This window comes from Streptomyces sp. NPDC005483 (assembly GCF_040606035.1).
Lineage (GTDB): Bacteria > Actinomycetota > Actinomycetes > Streptomycetales > Streptomycetaceae > Streptomyces.
The window spans coordinates 227276-245814 of record NZ_JBEXEA010000012.1 but is presented as its reverse complement, the minus strand read 5'-3'; the positions used below and the strand labels follow the sequence as shown (position 1 = coordinate 245814).

Sequence of the window (18539 nt, the reverse complement as noted above, 5' to 3'; positions counted from 1 at the left end):
GGTGCGCAGCCGGATGGGTGGAGGCGGGATGCCGTCGACAGGGACGGCCGAACTTCGGGCGCACATGGGCGCGTTCCTGCGCGGCGAAGGGGATCCGCGGGCCCTGGTCGAGGCGGTGCGGGGCGCGGAGCTTCTGCTTCCCCTGCTCGGTGAGGGTGCCGTGTGGACATCGGATTCGGATGGCATCCGCTGGCTGTTCGCGTTCACCGGCACCCGCGAGATGCACACCTTCCTGCAGCAGAAGTGGGAGGCCGCCGAGCCGGGCGAACTGCCCGCCGAACTGGCCCGGTACGCACGCTATGTCGCCGTGAACGGTGAGGAGTTGCTGCACGAGCTGCTTCCCGCCTGGGTGGGGCGGGACCGGGTGCCGATGGGGGTCGTGGTGGACGTGTCCTCCGCATCGCGCGCCTTCCTGCCACCGGTGTCCGGGATCGTGCCGGACGGGATCGCGCTCGACCAGCAGCCCGTCGCCGACGAGGAGGTTGCCGCGTGGTGAGCGGTGGTGGTTACGGGGTCGACCCGCAGATCCTGAAGCAGGTGTCCAAGGGCATCAACGATGCGCTGGACGAGCTGAAGAAGATCACGGACGCGACCGGGGCGACCACGGGTCAGGGATTCTCCGATCTGTCCCTGCCCCCGAACGCGATGGGCCACTCCGCCGCCTCCCAGAGGCTGGACGACTTCGCCGAGCGCTGGGGCTGGGAGGTCCAGGCGCTCCTGGACGAGGGCAACGAGGTGGCCGGGACGCTGGATCTGAACGCCGGCTACTACCACGAGGCGGAGGAGTACGGCATGGGCGTCGTCAAGGACGTCGCGCTGGCCGGGACCGCGGACCCGACGCTGACCTCGCAGGACGCGGAGAAGATGTCCTGGAGCCAGGTGGGGGACAAGGCCGGTGACACCTACCGCCCCGACTACTCCATGGCCAGTTTCGAGAACGCCTCCGAGGAGAGCCGGAAGAACCTCTCCGCCACCTGGACCGACGTCACCGAGACCGGCACGGTCGGCACCGAGATCGGGGCGGTGAGGGCCGCTGCCTCCCCGGCCTTCGGCGGTGACGACGACGGGCAGGACTCCGGCGTCGCGGCGAAGGGCAAGTGATGGGCTTCCTCGACAACTTGGACGGCGCCACCCAGGGCCTCCGCGACACCTTCGCCGACGGGGCGCAGACCCTCACCCACGGCACGTCCGAGCTGCTCGACGCGGCCGGCGCACACGGCTGGGCGGACAAGGCCGACGGAGCCGGCTCCTGGGTGGCCGACCAGCTGGGCGCCGGCACCCGCGAGCTGGAGCTGGACGAGACCGACGACCCCGCCCTGCTGGTGCACGGGGACGCGGGCCGGATCCGTGCGTCCGCGGCGCAGCTGAGGAAGCTGGGGGCGGCCTTCGAGCGCACCGGTCTGGCGCTGCGGAAGATGGACCCCGCGGACTGGCACGGACAGGCCGCCGACCGCTTCCGCGAGAAGGTGCGGACCCACCCCAGGCGCTGGCTGAAGGCCGCCGACTCGTTCGAGAACGCGGCCGCCGCGCTGGACCACTACGCCCACACCGTCGAGTGGGCGCGAAGGTCGGCCCGCGAGGCGGTCGAGCGGTGGAAGCAGGCCCAGCGGCAGACCGAGGCGGCCAGGGAGCAGTACCGGCGCGAGGCCGATGACTACGCACAGCAGATCCTCGCTCTCCAGGTCGCGGGTCTGTCCGGCGGCAAGGACGGGCAGCGGCCTCCGCAGCAGCCGGGACCGTTCCACGACCCCGGGGCCGAGGGCCGCGACTCGGCGGAGCACCTGCTCAAGGCGGCCCGCAGGGAGCGCGACAGTGAGGGCGCCCAACTCGCCGAGAAGCTCGCCCGCGGCACGGACCAGGCGCCCGCAGAACCCGAGGGCCTGGACCGGCTCAAACGCGAACTCGGCAACACGCTGAAGAACCAGCTGGTCGGCGCCGAGCACAAGCTGGGCGGCGTCATCAAGACCGGCACCGGGATGCTGCGCCTGGCCCGCACGGTCAACCCCCTGGACCCGTACAACCTGACGCACCCGGCCGACTACAGCACCAACCTCACCGGTGTCGCCCGCGGCCTGGTGCACTCCGCCAACCACCCCACCGAGCTGGTCAAGGGCCTGGTCGGCGAGGGCTGGAGCACCGACCGCAACCAGGCCATGGGCGCCTTCGCGACCAACTTCATCGGCGGCGGGGGCGCCTTGGGCAAGGCCGGCGCCAGGTCGGTCGCCCACGGTATGGAGGGCGCCGTCGCCACGGACACGGCTAAGACCGTCGCCACGGACACCGCCAAGACCGTCGGCCAGGACCTCGCCGAGGACACCGCCGGAGCCGTCAAGCAGGTCGACGACGCCTCCGAGGCGGCCGGGAAGCTTGACCCGGACGACCCGCGCAGTCTGCCCGCGGCCGTCGAGAAGAACATCGACATCGACGGCATGACGCACAAGCCGGTGTGGCGCGAGACCCACGAACCGCTGTACCGCAACGACAACCGTCATCCCACGGAGATCTTCGAGCAGGGCTTCCATCCATGGGACTCGTCCAACAACGACCTGTTCGGCTACGTGGAGGGCAACCACAAGTCGGCTTTCGTGGGCACCACCACGGATCCGGACGCGAACTGGGTGAAGGCCTACCGGTACGAGATCGACGCTCCCGGCGGGATCGACGTCAACCAGACCCTGCCGAACAACAAGTACGCCGACACCGACAAGGAGATCGCCTTCGCCGGAGGCATCGACCGCAAGCACATCAAGGGAGCCTGGGAGATCGCCCGCGACGGGACCAAGGGAGAATGGGTGCCCAACCCCCACTACGAGCCGCACGTCCCCCGGACTCCCACCCCCGAACCACCGCCCGCCAGTCGACTGCCCCAAGGATGGACCCGATGAGTGGCCTTGTCCCCGACCACTTCGAGATCCTCGCCTTCAACGGCACCTGGCAGACCGACGCGGTGCTGCGCTGGGAGGGCGACGACCGCGAGCACGACTACACCGTGACCGCCGAAGGCCCCTGGGGGCGGTTCTCCGGCCGGGCGGGTGACTGCTTCGAGGCGCTCGTCCGCGTCCGTGAGCAGCTCGAACCCCTGAGGTGGTTCCTGGGGGTCAACGGTTCCCGACGCGACACCTGGCCTTCCGGGATGTGCCGTGGCATGGGCGGTTTCCTGGTGTACCGCCTCAGCCTCGTCGCGCCTCTCACCAGCGCCGACCGCATCCAGACGTTCCACCCCGCACCCCGCGAGACGCTGGCCACCATCGCCGAGCAGACCGCCTTCGAGAAGTACTGGCAGACCCTGTGACCATTCCGCCCGGTTCCGCGCCCGCCGTCCCTCCGGTCACCCCGGCCCTGCGCGCCCAGGCCGCACGGCAGCGCGGCGGCTACGTGTACGCGATCGACCCGTACTTCGACCCCGCCGGCGCGGTTCCCCCGTACGGCATCGTCGGCGGCTGGTCCGTCGACCACGCCGGGCAGCTCGTCTCCTTCACGCACAACCCGAAGTACCGTCCGTCGCCGGCCGCGCTGGAGTTCCCCGCTCCGCTCACCGCCCTGGACGCCGCCGTGCAGCGAGCGGTCACCGGATACGGCAGCGAGGCGGAACTGCTCGCGGCCTTCCGCGACGCCACGCTCCTCCTGTTCGCCCAGGAGGGGCAGGACGGGCTCTACACGGTGGTCGACGACGACGGCAGCCGCTACATCCCGGCCTTCACCCACCCCGACCACACCCCCGACGGCTGGCACCAGTGGCGGCAGGCCACCGGCCACTTCCTCGCGGCCGCCGGCCTTCCGGTCAAACTCAACCCAGGACACCGCATCAGCCTGACCATCCCGGCCGAGGCCGGGAACGCAGCCGGTGCGGAGAACGCAGGCCCCGGCTCGTCGTCTCCCACACCGTCGTCTTCCACCTCGTCCCCCGGTCTCCCCGAGGCCCTCGTGGATGCGCCGCTGCTCGCCGCCGGTCTGCTCGCGGCGCTCGGCCGCCGACGCCGTACGGCCCTGTGGGAGTCCGCGATGAGCGCCGAGGGCCACCGCACCCCGGAGCCTGCCCGGCCGACGGGTGCCGCCGCCGATACCCACGATGCGCTGATCGTCGCCGCCGACCCGCAGGCCGTACGCGATCTCGACCGTGCCCTGCGGGGACTGGCCGCCGCACTGACCGCGCAATCCCGCAGCCTGCCGACCGTTTACGCCGCCTGGCTCACCGACAGCGAGCTCAGCCTCCAGCTCGCTCAGCCGGCGCAGCAGCCCCCGGCGCCGTGGCAGCCCGGCCGGAACGACACGTTCTGGCGTGTCCGGCTGGCCGACCTCCCAGCACACGAAACGGACACCGGCGCCACCGCCCCCTACCCCGGCCTGGTCAGCCTCGGCACCCACGGCCGTGCGCGGCTGCTGCTGAACCTCGAAGCCCTGCCCGGACTCGTCTCGCTGACCGGCGCTCAGACGGACCGGACGGCAGTCCTCGCATCGGTCGCCGCGGAACTCGCCACCAGCGGCTGGGCGGACCGGATGACCCTCACCCTCGTGGGCCACGGCGCGGAACTCGCCGAGCCGGCCCCCACCCGGGTCCGCCAGGTCGACGACATCGACGAACTGCTGGAAGCCATGGCGGCCGAGACCGGCCGGCGACGTGACGCCCTCGCCATGGCAGGCCACGACTCGGTACTCACGGGCCGCACCGGTCTGTCCCGGGAAGCCTCGTGGGCACCCCACCTGGTGCTGCTCGCCGTCCGGCCGAGCGAGGACCAGGCAGCGAAACTCGCCGAACTCGCCGCGGACTCCGGTCGACTGGGCATCGGCTACCTGGCCGCCACCGGGGACAAGGGCCTGCCGGGCACCTCCTGGGAACTCGAAGCCACCTCCGACGGACGCCTCCTCGCCCCACCGCTCGGTCTGGACCTCCAGGCACAGCTCCTGCCGCAGGACCAGTACGAAGCCGTGATCCGGCTCTTCGCGGGCGCCGTGTCCGACGCCGACCGCGCCCCGGACCCCGGCCCCCCGCCGTTCCGGGTCGACCTCACCCCCAGCGGACAACCCGCGGTGTACGCACGGCTGATCGGCACCTACGAGATCATCGGCCTCGGCACACCCGACGCCGAGCACGGCCCGCTGCTCCACGAGGCCCTGGCCATGCTCCTGCTCCACCGCGAGGGAGTGCACCCGCGGGTGCTGGCCTCCGGCCTGTGGCCCCGTGGCGTGACCGAGGACGTCCGCGACGCCTTCCTCGCACGCCTGCGAACCTGGCTGGGAACCGATCCCGACGGAACCCCGCGGCTCGGCATCGGCACCACCGGGCGGCTGAGCCTCGCGCCCTCCGTCGTCTGCGATCTCGACGTCCTGCGCACGCTCCACCACGAGGCCACCGCGGGCAGCGGATCGGGCGACGCCCGGATACGGGAGCGTCTGCTCGACGACGCCCTGGCACTGGCCCGCGGCCCCCTGCTGGCCGACCGTCCGAAGGACCGCTACACCTGGCTCTCCCACGAGGTCGTGGAGACTCAGCTGTCCCTGCTGGTGGCAGACGTGGCGCTGGCCCTGTCCGACCACCACCTGGAGGCCGGCAACCCCGGACCGGCGCTCGACGCCCTCGACACGGCCTTGACCGACGCACCGGCGGACGAGCGACTCTGGAACGCACTCCTACGCGCCACGCACGCCACGGGCGACACGGCCAGGCTCCAATCGACGGCAGCAGCCCTGATCGCCCGCCATCACGAGCTCAATGGCGGCGCCCGCAGCCTCCCTCCCCGCACCGAGGCGCTGCTCGACAAGCTCCTGCCGGCCTGGCGTGAGGCCCAAAGCACCACCGACTGACTCCCCTTGCCCTCAGCCGCGGGTCCGACTCGTCACGTCTCCGTGCGGTACATCAGGTCCGTCTCGTACGTTGTGAAACCGAGCCGTTCGTAGACCGAGACCGCCGCCTTGTTGTCTGCGTCGACGTAGAGCATCGCCGTCGGCAAACCCTGGGCGGCGAGGTGGCGCAGGCCGATCGTGGTGAGGGCCTTGCCGAGGCCACCGCCCTGGGTGCCGGGGCGGACGCCGAGGACGTAGACCTCGCCGAGCTGTTCGGCCGCGTGCACCTTGGTCCAGTGGAAGCCGACCAGTTCGCCGTCCCGGAAGGCCAGGAAGAAGCCCTCGGGGGCGAACCAGGCCTCGGACTTGCGGTCGTCGAGGTCGCGCTGGGTCAGGGAGCCCTGCTCGGGGTGGTGGGCGAACGCGGCCGCGTTCACCGCGAGCCAGGCGGTGTCGTCCTCGCCGGGGACGAACGCGCGGACCGTCACGTCCGCCGGGAGCACCGGGTCGGGCAGCTCCAGGCCGGTCAGGGGGCGCCGCATCTGCCGTAGCTCACGGAAGAGGGTGAGGCCGAGGACCTGGGCGAGATGGCGCGCGGCGCTGTGGCCGCCGTGGGCCCACACCCGCAGCCGCTTGCCGGAGGCGGCGAGGAGCGCCGAGCCCAGCGCGCGGCCGTGGCCGTGGCCGCGGTGGGCGGGGTGGACGACCAGCTCCGCCGCCGGGGCCTCCACCGGGTCGGTGTCCTCCAGCTGGGCGTAACCGGCCAGTTCCTCACCGACGTACAGCAGCAGGTGGGACACGCCCTCGCGGGCGCCGCCCCGCAGCTGCAACCGGCCCTGTTCGGACACCGCTTGCTGGCCGTCGTCGTGCGCGGCCTCGGCGAGGAGCCCGAGGACCGCCTCGGTCTGTTCCGGCGAGAGTGCCGCAAGGGTCTCGATGGAGCGGGAGAAGCCGGGGCGTGCGATGTCGTCGCTGGTCATGGCTACGAGGGTAAGGGGAGGTTCGGGCAAAGCGGCGGCAAAGAAGCAACCAGGATGTAACCACGAAACCCCTGTCGCGCTACGCGCGTTGACCCTAGGCTGCGCCGGAACGGGGCCACTCCCACCACTCTCACATCCGGAACTCAGGGGGGCGTATGCCAGCCATCTCCCAGCAGCAGAGCCACAGACGCATGTACCGACTCGTGGCCGCGGCCGCCGGTCTCGCCACCGTCGGCGCCCTCGCCGCCGCGCTGCCCGCGGGCGCCCACGACAACGGGCACGGCAAGCCGCTGCCGAGCCGCTACCAGGACGTCCAGCTGCTGTCCTTCAACGACCTGCACGGCAACCTGGAGCCCCCGTCGGGCTCCTCCGGCCGGGTCACCGAGCTGCAGGCGGACGGGACGACGAAGACGATCGACGCGGGGGGCGTCGAGTACCTCGCCACCCATCTGCGAGAGGCCCGCAAGGGCAACGCGTACTCCGTCACCGCCGCCGGTGGTGACATGGTCGGTGCGTCTCCGCTCATCTCGGGTCTCTTCCACGACGAGCCCACCATCGAGGCGCTGAACAAGCTCGACCTCGATGTGACGAGCGTCGGCAACCACGAGTTCGACGAGGGTGCCAAGGAACTGGCCCGCCTCCAGAACGGCGGCTGCCACCCCACCGCCGGCTGCTACACCGACAAGAAGTTCGAGGGCGCCGACTTCCCCTACCTCGCGGCGAACGTGCTGGACGAGAAGACCGGCAAGCCGATCCTCAAGCCCTACTGGGTGTGGAAGAAGAAGGACGTCAAGATCGGCTTCATCGGCGTCACCCTGGAGGACACCCCGGGTGTCGTCTCCGCCGAGGGCGTCAAGGGCCTGAAGTTCAAGGACGAGGTCGAGACGATCAACAAGTACGCCAAGGTGCTCCAGAAGCAGGGCGTGAAGTCGATCGTGGCCCTCATCCACGAGGGCGGACAGCCCGCCTCGGGCTCGTACAACTACAACTGTGACTCCCCGGGCGCCGGCGACGGCATCTCCGGCCCGATCGTCGACATCGCCAAGAACATCTCGCCGTCCGTGGACGCGCTGGTCACCGGCCACACGCACGCCGCGTACGTCTGCACCATCCCCGACCCGTCGGGCAAGCCCCGCATGGTCACCTCGGCCGCCTCCTTCGGCCGCCTCTACACGGACACAACGCTGACGTACGACCGCTTCACCGGCGACATCGCCCGTACGGCCGTGAAGTCCGCGAACCACGTGGTCACCCGGACCGTCGCCAAGGCGCCCGACATGACCCAGCTGATCGGCAAGTGGAACACCCTCGCGGCGCCCATCGGCAACCGCGCGGTCGGCTACATCTCCGCCGACGTCCCGAACACCGGCACCGAGTCCCCGATGGGTGACCTGATCGCCGACGCGCAGCTCGCGTACGGCAAGGGGCTCGACCCGGAGACGGACCTCGCGCTGATGAACCCGGGCGGGGTCCGGGCGGGCCTGACCTACGCCGCCAAGGGGACCGAGGGCGACGGCGTGGTGACGTACGCCGAGGGCTTCACGGTGCAGCCGTTCTCCAACACCGTGAACCTCCAGGACTTCACCGGGGCCCAGCTGCTCAAGGTGCTCCAGGAGCAGGTGAGCGGCAGCAACGCGGCCTCACCGAAGGTGCTGCAGCCGTCGGCGAACCTCACCTACACGCTGGACCTGACGAAGACGGGCGCGGAGCGGATCGTCCTCGACTCCGTGAGGCTGAACGGCGCGGCCGTCGACCCGGCGGCCACCTACCGCGTCGCGACCAACAGCTTCCTCGCGGGCGGCGGCGACGGCTTCACCACACTGGGGCAGGGCACGAACGACCTCGTCGGTGGCGACGACCTCGCCGCTCTCGTGGCGTACCTGACGGCCAACTCGTCGGCCGGCAGCCCGATCGCGCCGCCGGTGGCGAACCGGATCACCGTCGTGAGCTGAGTCGCAACACCCCGGGTGGAGGTTGCGGGCGGGGGGTCCACGCATGATCGGATGGATCGATGCGTTCCCCCCACCCCATACCCACGCATCCCCACCCACATGTCGTACCCCCGGCCCCGCCGACCACCCACCGCCGCACCGGGCGGAGGCGTCGGCGGGGCCGTTTCACCGGCCTGCCCTTCGTACTGAAGACGGTCGCCTCGCTGCTGGTGCTGGCCGCCTTCCTCACGCTCGCCGACCGCTGGGCCGTCCTCTACGCCGAGCACGAGGCCGCTGACACCCTCAAGGACCGGCTGCGGCTGACCGCGGCGCCCGAGGTGGAGATCGACGGCTTCCCCTTCCTGACCCAACTCGTCGGCAAACGCCTGGACTCGGTGAAGGTGACCGTCCCGGACGTGGCCGCCGACCGGGTCACGCTGGCCGCGGTGTCGGCGACCGCCCACGACATACGGCTCGACGGCGACGGGCCGACCTCCGTGCGCGGGGCACGCGTTCCCGAGTTGCACGGTGACGTGCTGCTCTCCTTCGCCGACATGAACCGTGAACTCGGCGCGTCCCAGGTGACGTTCAGGGGCGCGAGCCGTGACCGGGTCGCCGTGCGCGGCACGCTCCCGGTCGCCGGGCACGACCTGCGGCTGCGGGCCGACGTACGCGTGGCGCGTGACGGGCAGCGGGGCGTCGACACCCGGATCGGCGGGATGCGCCTGGACATCGGGGACCTGGCGACCTACCGGCCGGGCACGCGCCCCGCGCAGGGCCTGCATCTGACCCGTACGTCCGCCGCCGCCCTGGCCCGCGAGACGCGCAGGGCCCGTGCCGTGCTGGCGGTCCCGTCGGTGGTGCGCGCGCTGGGCGTGCCCGACTCCGCCGTGCGCGAGGCACAGCGCTCCGACACGGCGCTGTCCCGTCTGACCGGCCGCCCGGAGTTCGTACGGCAGGCCATGCGCCTCAACCTCCTCGACCTCGCCCTGGCCCACCCCGAACTTCTGGACCGGTTGGGTCTGGACCCGGCGCTCCTCGGCGCGCTCTCCCGTCTGACCCGTCCGGTCCTCGCCGACCGCCTCTCCCTCGGCTTCCGGCTGCCCGAGCCACCCAGCGGCGAACTGCGCCTGCGGGACGTGCGCGTGGTGAAGGACGGCATCCGGGTGCGTGTCGAGGGCTCCGGACTGGCGGTCGGTCAGTAGATGTCCGGCCTTAAATTCTGTGTCAGCCTTTCGATTCTCAGGCGATGCACATCCAGTCTTATTGAGGTCTAAGGCGGAATGGCTTTTTCGGCCGCGGGAATGCCGTAGTGTTTTCCATGTCGACAGCGAACGACGCAAACGCAAAGGAGAACAAGATGAGCTTCCATAAGATCGTCCCCGTCAAGCCGCCCGTCAAGCCCGCTCCGGCCCCGAAGAAAAAGGCGCACAAGAAGCACACGCCGAAGCGCCGCCCGATCGCCCACAAGGACTGACACGGAATTCACTGAAGTAAATCAAATTCATTCATAAGTAATTGCAGCAGATCGGTAGAGGAACTGTTGCAGAACCAGGACAGTGAGGGATTCGGACATGAGCTTCCACAAGATCGCCCCCGTCAAGCCGCCCGTCAAGCCCGCTCCGGCCCCGAAGAAGAAGGCGCACAAGAAGCACGCGCCGAAGCGCCGCCCGATCGCCCACAAGGGCTGAGGCAGCACGCCACGAGGCGGGGCCACCGGTCAGCGAGCGCGTCTCGCGCCGGCGGCCCCGCCTCGGCCGTCTCCGCCGCCCGCCACCGCCGTACCTGAAAGGGAGTCGTCATGAGGGAAGTCCGCGAGGCCTTCCGCCGTTTCTGGCCGCTGACCCGCGGCGACCGCAAGTGGCTGGCGGCCATCGTCGCGTGCGTGGTGGTGTCCGCGCTCGCCGAGACCGCCGCGATCCTGCTGTTCGCGCAGCTCACCGACACCGCCCTCAAAGCCGGTTCGCTCGCCGCCTTCTGGGGCCCGGCCGGCGCCTGGCTCGGTGTCGCCGCGCTCGGCGCGCTCGTCGGCTACCTCGGCAACTCGCTGGCGACCTGGACCGCGGAGAGATTCGTGCTGCGGCTGCGCGCGAAGGTCTTCCGGCACATCCAGGACCTGCCCCCGCACTTCTTCCAGAGGCACCGCCAGGGCGACCTGGTCGAACGCCTCACCGGTGACGTCGAGGCCATCGAGCAGATGGTCGTGTCCGGCGTCGTCGGCACCGTCGCCGCCGCCTTCTCAGCCGTCTTCTACTCGGTGGCCGCCCTGTACCTGCGCTGGGACCTGGCGCTCGCCACCTTCGTCCTCGCGCCCCTGTTCCTGTTCGCCGCCCGCCGCTTCTCCGGCCGGATCAAGGAGGCCTCGCAGGACGAGCGGGTCGCGGACGGCGCGATCACCTCCGTCGTGGAGGAGTCACTCGGCAATGTCGTGCTGACCCAGGCGTACAACCGCCGCCGCGACGAGGAGCGGCGCCTGGACCGCGAGGCCCGCGCCTGGATGAAGGCGTCCGTGCGCGGGGCCCGGTTGAGCGAGATGTACGAGCAGTTCGTCGAGGTCGTCGAGACCCTGTGCGTCCTCGCCGTGATCGGCCTGGGCGTCTGGGAGATCTCGGCCGGCCGGATGACGCTGGGCCAACTCCTCGCCTTCGCCGCCTTCATCGGCTACCTGTACCCGCCGGTCCGCAACCTCGGCCAGCTGGGTCTGACCCTCACGGCGGCCACCGCGGGCGCCCAGCGCCTGAACGAGATCCTGGACACGCAACCGTCGGTCGGCGACCCCGCCGAACCCGTCCCCACCTGGCCCGTCCACGGCTGGGTCGGCTTCCACGGCGTGCACTTCCGCTACCCGGGCGCCCACCGCGACTCCCTCACCGACGTGTCCTTCTCGGCGGCCCCCGGCGAACTGGTGATCATCACTGGCCCGAGCGGCGCCGGCAAGTCCACCCTGGCCAAGCTCCTCACCCGCTTCTACGACCCCTCCGCGGGCGTGATCACCCTGGACGGTGTCCCGCTCACCCACATGGGCCTGGAGTTCCTGCGCCAACAGGTCGCCCTGCTCCCGCAGGAGACGCTGATCCTCAACGGCACGATCCGCGAGAACATCGAGACGGGCCGCCCCGGCGCGAGCGACCAGGAGATCGAACAGGCGGCCCGCGCGGCCGCGGCCCACGACTTCATCACGGCCCTCCCCGAGGGCTACGGCACCGAGATCGCCCCCGGCACCGCGGCCCTGTCCGGCGGCCAGCTCAAGCGGATCACCATCGCCCGCGCGATGCTCCGGGGCGCGCCCGTCCTCGTCCTCGACGAACCCACCGCCGGTCTCGACTCGGTGGCCGCCCGTCAGGTCGTCCAGCCCCTGCGCCGCCTGATGTCCGGCCGAACGACCATCATGATCACCCACGATCTGAGTCTGGCCCCGGACGCGGACCGGATCCTGGTGGTGGACGGCGGAGGCCTGGTGGAGGCGGGCACCCACGCGGAACTGGTGGCCCGCCGAGGCGCCTACGCCCGTCTGCTGGGCCCGCTCCCGGAGGACACGATGATCCTGCGGACGCTGGCGGACGACACGGTGGTGCTGCGCCGCTGACCGCACCCCCGTCCCCGTCGGCCCCGCCGGGAATTGTCGGAACCGAAGCCCTTGTCAGAACGGCACCGCCGCCTCCACGATCCGCGTCGGCAGATACGGCGACCGCACCCCGATCTCCCACCCTCGCCGCCGCGCGTGGCAGACCAGGGCCAGAATGTCGAGGCTGATCGCGGCGTCCGGGTCGGAGGGGCGGTCGGCGACGGCGTAGTGGTCGCGGTGGGCGGTGAGGGCGTCCAGGAGGGCGAGGTTGAAGCTCTCCTCGTCGCCCTCGACGAGCTGGGAGAAGAGCACGGCCGGCGGGGGCGGGAAACCCTGGTCCCGGGCCTTGCCCGCGTCCCGCAACGCCAGGTCGGTGGCGGGCTCGGGGTCCTCGCCGCGCAGGTAGTCGTGCAGGGCCCGCCGGTAGGAGGCCGACACGGAACGGTCCGGGCCGACGCGCTCAGGTCCCGCCAGGACCAGCGGCGCCAGATGCTCCCGCCGCCCCGTGATCAGCGCGAGGTGCACCGCCCGGTGCCAGGCCCCCGGCCCGGCGTCCTCGTCCCGGCAGGCGGGGTACGTCACGGTCCTGCCGTCGATCGTGACCGGTACCTCGGTGCCGGGCTCCGCCAGCGTCGTACGGAACAGCGCGGCCCCCAGCTCCGCGGCCAGCCGCAGGTTCTCCAGCTGGGCGTCGCTCGCGTCGGGTGTGTGCGCGGCACGGGTCCGGAAGAGCAGCTCCTGATAGGTGACGGCGTAGGCCAGCTCGAACGTGGTGAGCGACTTGCCTGGCATCGGGGTGACGGCGTCCCGGGTGTACCGCTCGAACTGCTCCTCACTGTCCGGGTCGAGGGGACGCGGCTCCAAGGTCCGCCCGAACTCCACGACCCCCGTGCCGAGTTCGGCCACCGCGTCCGGGCGGCGGTCCCGGCCGTACGCCCCGACCCGCGGCGGGGTGGCCTTGAACCCGGTGACCAGCGCGTCCGGCAGATAGTCGCTGTCGGCGGCCGGCGGCCAGCCCTCGTCCCGGTACGCCAGCGCCGTCAGGGCGATCGGCAGGAGCGGGAGAAGACTGCCCGGCCGCGCTCCGGGCCCGGTCGTGCCGGTCAGCGGCCTCAACAGCCGTACGACCGCCTCGCCGAACCCCTCCCGGTCGCCCGCGGTCAGCGCGCGCAGCGCCCGCAGCCCGATGCCGTACGGCTGGTCGGCGAGCCGGCGGCCGGTCTCCGTCTCCAGCGCCCGGACCCGGTCCAGCGCCGCGTCGAGCGCGGTGAGCTTCCGCTCGCGGGAGGGCGGGTAGGTGTCGTCGTCGTCCGCGGTGTCCCCGATGACGTACGCCATGAAGCCGTTGATCAGTTCGGCGTCGGGGTGTCCGGAGCGGCCCTGCTGGGGGGCCTCGCGCGCGAAGTGGAAGGCCTCGCCGTGCCATTGGGTCTTCTCGACGAGGATCGCCAGGCAGAAGGCGTCCAGCCACTTCACGGCCGTGACCGGCTCCGGGGTGCCGCCCGGCTCGCGGTCGTAGACCAGGCCCCAGTTCGGGTAGGTGAGGAAGACCTCGAAGTGGTCGCGCGGGAAGTACGCCGCGTACGCCACCGCGCCGACGGCCGCCTCGGCCGCGTCCTCCAGGACCGCCTTCGCCTCGGGGGAGTGGAGATCCGGGGTCTCCACCGAGAGTGCGCCGAGATACTCGACGAACTCCTGGGCGATCAGCCACCACTCCCACGCCGTCACCGGGCCGGCCTTGGACATGGAGTGGACCTGCGAACCGATCCTGTTCGCGAAGTCCTTCCGCACCGCCGATACGGCCGCCTCGCCGACCCGATGCCTTTCGATACGCACCATTGTTCCGCTCCCCCGTCCGACTTCCTGATCTGCGAAACCAGCCTAGATCGAGGGTCTGACAGAGGAGCGGACCAGATCAGGCCGCGCTGGGCGTCCAGTCGCCCAGCCAGTCCGCGACCTCCTGGCCGGCGGCCTGCGCGTCGCTCAGCTGGGGCCGGTTGCTCGAAGCCGCGCCCGAGCCCGCGCCGGTGTTCTTGTACTCCGCGAACCGGTCGTCCTTCCAGGAGAACCCGCTCATGTCGGTCCACGGCGTGGACCTGACCGCGGCGCTCAGCGAGGTGTTGCGGACCGTCGCCTGCGGGTCGAGGCTCGCGTCACCGCCCGCGTGCCAGGGGCGGCCCAGGTAGAAGCTCGCGGCCGAGACGTCCCCGTTCACCGTCGAGTTGGCGATGAGGATGCCCTTGCGGTTCGCGGCGGTGCTGGGGGCGGTGACGTAACCGGCCGAGCTGCCGTCCCAGCGCTTCTTCAGCGTGATGACGGACTTGTCGATCACCGCGGTGGCCCGGCCGAAGATGAAGTCGACGTTGCCGACGACGTAGGAGTTCCTCATGTAGACGCGGCCCAGTTTGTCCTTGGACGCGGTGTCCACGAGCAGTGTGTCCTGGTCGCCGGTGACGATGACCCCGTCGAGGAACACCTTGTCGGCGGCGGTGCGCAGGGCGACGGCCTGCTGGGCGATGTCCTGGTGCGCCTTCTCGTCGAAGTCGTTGGAGACCGTCAGGTTGCGGGCCTGGAAGTCGTCGGCCTCCACGGCGACGGTGGCGCTGCCGCCGGTGCCGTAGGTGCCGGAGCCGTCCGGCTTGGGCGTACCGGACGCGTTGTTGTAGACGATCACCGTGTCGCCACGGCTGGATCCCGTGCCCTGGATGGTCACGTGCGGCTTGTTGGACGGCACCTTGACCAGCTCGCGGTACGTCCCCGGCTTCACGGAGATCACCACGCGGGAGGCGTTGTTCGCCGGTACGGCGTTCACCGCGGCCTGCACGGTCGAGTACTGCCCGCTGCCGTCCTTGGCGACGGTGAGCGTCGTGGCCGCCGCCACCCTGGTGGTGGCTGTGGCCGTCGTGCCGATCGAACCGCGCGGCCCCGCGCCCGACTTCAGCAGCGCGGGCACATCGGCCGTCTTGTCGAGCGTGTAGGCGTAGTAGGTCTTCGGATCGAAGGCGGTGCCCCCGCTCTCGTTCCTGCCGCTCGTGCCCACGAAGGTGTTGCCCTTCTGGACGATGCTCGCGGTGCTGTCCTTGATGACCGGGTTCTTGAAGCCCTGGAACCAGGAGTTCTCCAGGACCATCTTCGTCGCGCCGCGCGAGTAGTTGCCGTAGGAGGAGTTGATGTCCGTCCCGGCCACGTCCTCGAGGAAGTTGTTGTAGAGGTGGGCGTGGGCCGCGTTGTCGGTCGAGGGGTTGCGCTGCTCGGTCTCGCGGATCCAGTTGTGGTGGATGGTGATGTCGGTGACGACGTTCTCCGTCCAGCCGATGCCGAACGCCTTGTTGTCCTGGCTGAGTTTGTTCCAGGAGACCGTCACATAGGTGCTGTCCTTGCGGACGTCGATGAGTCCGTCGGCCATGTGCCGCAGGTCGTTGTGGTCGATCCACACGTGGTGGGCGCCGTCCATCTGGATGGCGTCGAAGTCGTGTTCCTTGTCGTTCCAGACCCCTTGGTAAGCGTCCCGGATGGTCAGGTTCCGGATGATGACGTTGTGCACGCCCGCCCCGAGGAAGAAGCCGCCGCCGACGATCTGCCCGGAGGTGCCGGACCCGACGATGGTCTTGTTCGACTGGACCTTGATCTCTTTCCCGACCGGGTCCATGTCGATGGTGGCCGCGACGACGATGACGTACGGCGCGCTCGCGGTCGCGTACTTCTCCAGGTCGGCGAGCGTCTTCACGGTGACGATCTGACCGTCCCGGCCGCCGTAGGTCCCGTTCTGCCCGAGCGCGTCGACGGAGGCGAAGCCGTCTGCGGCGGCGGTGGCCCAGGCGGGGGCGGCGGTGGTGGCGGCGGACGCCCTGGGCTGGGCGCCGGGGAGAAAGCCGTAGGCGAGCCCTCCGGCGGCCGTCAGGGCGAGCGGAACACCGAGGGCGAGAGCGGTGGTTCGGCGTCGGCGATGCTGGGCCATGGGGTCATCCGTTCCGTGCGGGGGGTAGGGACCGCAGTGCAGTCGCCGCCCCGACGCGGAAGGTTGCCGCGCCCGTTCTACGGCGCGGGGGTCTCCGGTGGCGGAGTCGGCGCCCCCGGCAGTCGTACGGTCGCGATGGTGCCGCCGCCTTCGGCGTGGTCGAGGGTGACCTCGCCGCCGGACTGCTGGACCGTGCGGGCCACGATGGACAGGCCGAGGCCGGAGCCGGGCAGGGCGCGGGCGCTGGGGGAGCGCCAGAAGCGGTCGAAGACGTGCGGGAGTTCCTCGGCGGGGATGCCGGGGCCGTGGTCCCGGACGGTCAGAACGCCCTGGGTGAGCTGGACGTCGATCCTTCCGCCCTCGGGGCTGAACTTCACCGCGTTGTCGAGGATGTTGACCACCGCGCGCTCCAGAGCGGCCGGTTCCGCGCGGGTGTACCAGGGCTCCAGTGAGGCGTTGATGGTGAGCTCCGGGCCCCGCAGCCGTGCCCGGCGCAGGGCCGCGTCGACGGTGTCCTCCAGCGAGACGACCTGCACGCGTTCGCCGCGCTGGCCCTCCGAGCGGGACAGCTCCTGCAAGTCTCCTATGAGAGCGGCCAGTTCGGTCATCTGCGCCTTCACCGAGGCGAGCAGTGCCTTGCGGTCGGCCTCGGGGAGGGGGCGGCCGGTCTCCTCGCTGCGGGTGAGGAGTTCGATGTTGGTGCGCAGGGAGGTGAGCGGGGTGCGCAGCTCGTGCCCCGCGTCGGCGATGAGCTGCTGCTGGAGCTCGCGGGAGCTGGCGAGGGAGCTCGTCATCGAGTTGAAGGAGCGGGAGAGCCTGGCGACCTCGTCCTCGGCGTCGTCCTCGACGGGGATGCGGATGCCGAGGTCCTCCGTCCGGGCCACGTGTTCCACGGCCTCGGTGAGCTTGTCCACGGGGCGCAGGCCCGCGCGGGCGACGAAGAGACCTGCGGCACCGGCACCGAGGACTCCGACACCGGAGACGAGGAGGAGGATGAGGGCGAGGTCGTTGAGGGTCTTCTCGGTGCTGTTCAGCGGGAGGGCGATGAGAATGGCCGCCTTGGAGGTGGCGCCCGTGTCCTTTTCCGTGACCGTGTATCCGGGCAGTGCGAGGACACGTACGTTGTTGCCGTCCCCGTCGGTGCTGTTGTGGATGACACCCTGACCGGGCTGCCCGTTCTCGATCAGGTCCTTGTCGGCCTGGGTGACCTTGACCGCGCCGAGGGAGTAAGGGAAGACACAGGTCTTGCCGCTCTCCGCGACCACCTGGAAGTAGGTGTTGCGGGGGCCGTCGGTGTTCTGCGAGGAGGTCTGTGTGGTGCAGTCGCCGACCGCGGCGTTGGCCTGACCTTCCAGCGCCGGCCCCCGCACCGACTTCTGGAGGTCGTTGTCCACCTGGTCGTACAGCTTCCCCTGCACGATGAACCAGCACGTCACCGACACCGCCGCCACCGCGAACGCCACCGCCGCCGCCACGAGCAGTGCCAGCCGTGACCGGATCGGAAGGGACCGGTACCGCCGTACGACCCTGTTCACTCCGCGCCGCCCTGCCGCAGCACATACCCCACGCCCCGCACCGTGTGCACGAGCCGCGGCTCACCGCCCGCCTCGGTCTTGCGGCGCAGGTACATGACGTAGACGTCCAGCGAATTGGAGGACGGCTCGAAGTCGAAGCCCCACACCGCCTTCAGGATCTGCTCGCGGGTCAGGACCTGGCGCGGGTGAGCCATGAACATCTCGAGCAGGGTGAACTCCGTACGGGTCAGCTCCACCGGCCGCCCCGCGCGCGTGACCTCACGCGTCGCCAGGTCCATCCGCAGGTCGGCGAAGGTGAGCGCCTCGTCGTCCTCCACGGCCGCGCCGGCGGCCGCGGCGTAGGAGCTGCGCCGCAGCAGCGCGCGGACCCGGGCGAACAGCTCGTCCAGCTCGAACGGCTTGACCAGATAGTCGTCGGCGCCCGCGTCGAGCCCGGTGACCCGGTCGCCGACCGTGTCGCGGGCCGTCAGCATGAGGATGGGGGTCGTGTCGCCGGCGCCGCGGATGCGCCGGGCGGCCGTGAGTCCGTCCATGCGGGGCATCTGGATGTCGAGGACGACCAGGTCGGGCCGGTACGCCGTCGCCTTGTCGAGTGCGTCGGCGCCGTCCACGGCGACCTCCGTGTCGTAGCCCTCGAAGGCGAGGCTGCGCTGGAGTGCTTCGCGCACCGCCGGCTCGTCGTCGACGATCAGGATGCGCTGGGGGTCACGGTCGCCTTCGGCGGGGCTCATGGCTGGGGATTCCTCGGGTGCGGTGGGAAGAACACGGGACTGAAGGTGATGAACGCTT

13 protein-coding genes are annotated in these 18539 nt (G+C 70.9%); 8 read left to right on the top strand and 5 right to left on the bottom strand.

Going from position 1 to position 18539, the window contains the following annotated elements:
• The first annotated feature begins 28 nt into the window (after nt 1-28).
• Genes ABZT06_RS24370 through ABZT06_RS24350 form a run of 5 tightly spaced genes read left to right on the top strand, consistent with a single transcriptional unit; the run spans nt 29 to nt 5802 of the window.
• Entirely contained in the window at nt 29-496 is a 468-nt protein-coding gene (locus ABZT06_RS24370; protein ID WP_355744520.1) for an SseB family protein, read from the top strand.
• On the top strand, nt 490-1101 hold the full coding sequence (locus tag ABZT06_RS24365; protein WP_355744516.1) for a hypothetical protein: 612 nt from the start codon (nt 490-492) through the stop codon (nt 1099-1101). The genes ABZT06_RS24370 and ABZT06_RS24365 overlap by 7 nt, the downstream gene beginning before the upstream one ends.
• Nucleotides 1101-2885, top strand: coding sequence for a putative T7SS-secreted protein (locus tag ABZT06_RS24360; protein WP_355744513.1), 1785 nt, complete (start codon nt 1101-1103; stop codon nt 2883-2885). Before ABZT06_RS24365 ends, ABZT06_RS24360 begins: the two co-directional genes overlap by 1 nt.
• Nucleotides 2882-3292, top strand: coding sequence for a hypothetical protein (locus tag ABZT06_RS24355; RefSeq protein ID WP_355744510.1), 411 nt, complete (start codon nt 2882-2884; stop codon nt 3290-3292). The genes ABZT06_RS24360 and ABZT06_RS24355 overlap by 4 nt, the downstream gene beginning before the upstream one ends.
• A complete protein-coding gene (locus tag ABZT06_RS24350; RefSeq protein WP_355744507.1) occupies nt 3289-5802 on the top strand; it encodes a type VII secretion system-associated protein in 2514 nt (837 codons plus the stop codon). The genes ABZT06_RS24355 and ABZT06_RS24350 overlap by 4 nt, the downstream gene beginning before the upstream one ends.
• Before the next feature lie 32 nt (nt 5803-5834).
• Here ABZT06_RS24350 and mshD read toward each other — a convergent pair whose 3' ends face one another.
• On the bottom strand, nt 5835-6761 hold the full coding sequence (gene mshD / locus ABZT06_RS24345) for a mycothiol synthase (protein ID WP_355744505.1): 927 nt from the start codon (nt 6759-6761) through the stop codon (nt 5835-5837).
• A gap of 155 nt (nt 6762-6916) precedes the next feature.
• Here mshD and ABZT06_RS24340 point away from each other — a divergent pair, with 155 nt between their 5' ends.
• From ABZT06_RS24340 to ABZT06_RS24330, 3 genes are all read left to right on the top strand, one after another.
• Entirely contained in the window at nt 6917-8713 is a 1797-nt protein-coding gene (locus ABZT06_RS24340; RefSeq protein ID WP_355744503.1) for a bifunctional metallophosphatase/5'-nucleotidase, read from the top strand.
• 59 nt (nt 8714-8772) lie between these two features.
• The gene (locus ABZT06_RS24335; protein ID WP_355744500.1) at nt 8773-9897 is read left to right on the top strand and encodes a DUF2993 domain-containing protein; all 1125 of its coding nucleotides are present in this window, start codon (nt 8773-8775) and stop codon (nt 9895-9897) included.
• A 596-nt stretch (nt 9898-10493) separates the two neighbouring features.
• Nucleotides 10494-12278, top strand: coding sequence for an ABC transporter ATP-binding protein (locus ABZT06_RS24330; protein WP_355744497.1), 1785 nt, complete (start codon nt 10494-10496; stop codon nt 12276-12278).
• Between the two features lie 54 nt (nt 12279-12332).
• Here ABZT06_RS24330 and ABZT06_RS24325 read toward each other — a convergent pair whose 3' ends face one another.
• From ABZT06_RS24325 to ABZT06_RS24310, 4 genes are all read right to left on the bottom strand, one after another.
• A complete protein-coding gene (locus ABZT06_RS24325; RefSeq protein ID WP_355744494.1) occupies nt 12333-14096 on the bottom strand; it encodes an immunity 49 family protein in 1764 nt (587 codons plus the stop codon).
• Nucleotides 14097-14172: 76 nt separating this feature from the next.
• The gene (locus tag ABZT06_RS24320) at nt 14173-16215 is read right to left on the bottom strand and encodes a pectinesterase family protein (protein WP_355744491.1); all 2043 of its coding nucleotides are present in this window, start codon (nt 16213-16215) and stop codon (nt 14173-14175) included.
• Between the two features lie 77 nt (nt 16216-16292).
• Nucleotides 16293-17750 (bottom strand): HAMP domain-containing sensor histidine kinase, encoded by a 1458-nt coding sequence (locus ABZT06_RS24315; RefSeq protein ID WP_355744488.1) that lies wholly within the window; start codon nt 17748-17750, stop codon nt 16293-16295.
• Nucleotides 17747-18481: a response regulator transcription factor gene (locus tag ABZT06_RS24310; RefSeq protein ID WP_355744486.1), complete on the bottom strand. Its 735-nt coding sequence runs from the start codon at nt 18479-18481 to the stop codon at nt 17747-17749. Before ABZT06_RS24310 ends, ABZT06_RS24315 begins: the two co-directional genes overlap by 4 nt.
• Between the last annotated feature and the right edge of the window lie 58 nt (nt 18482-18539).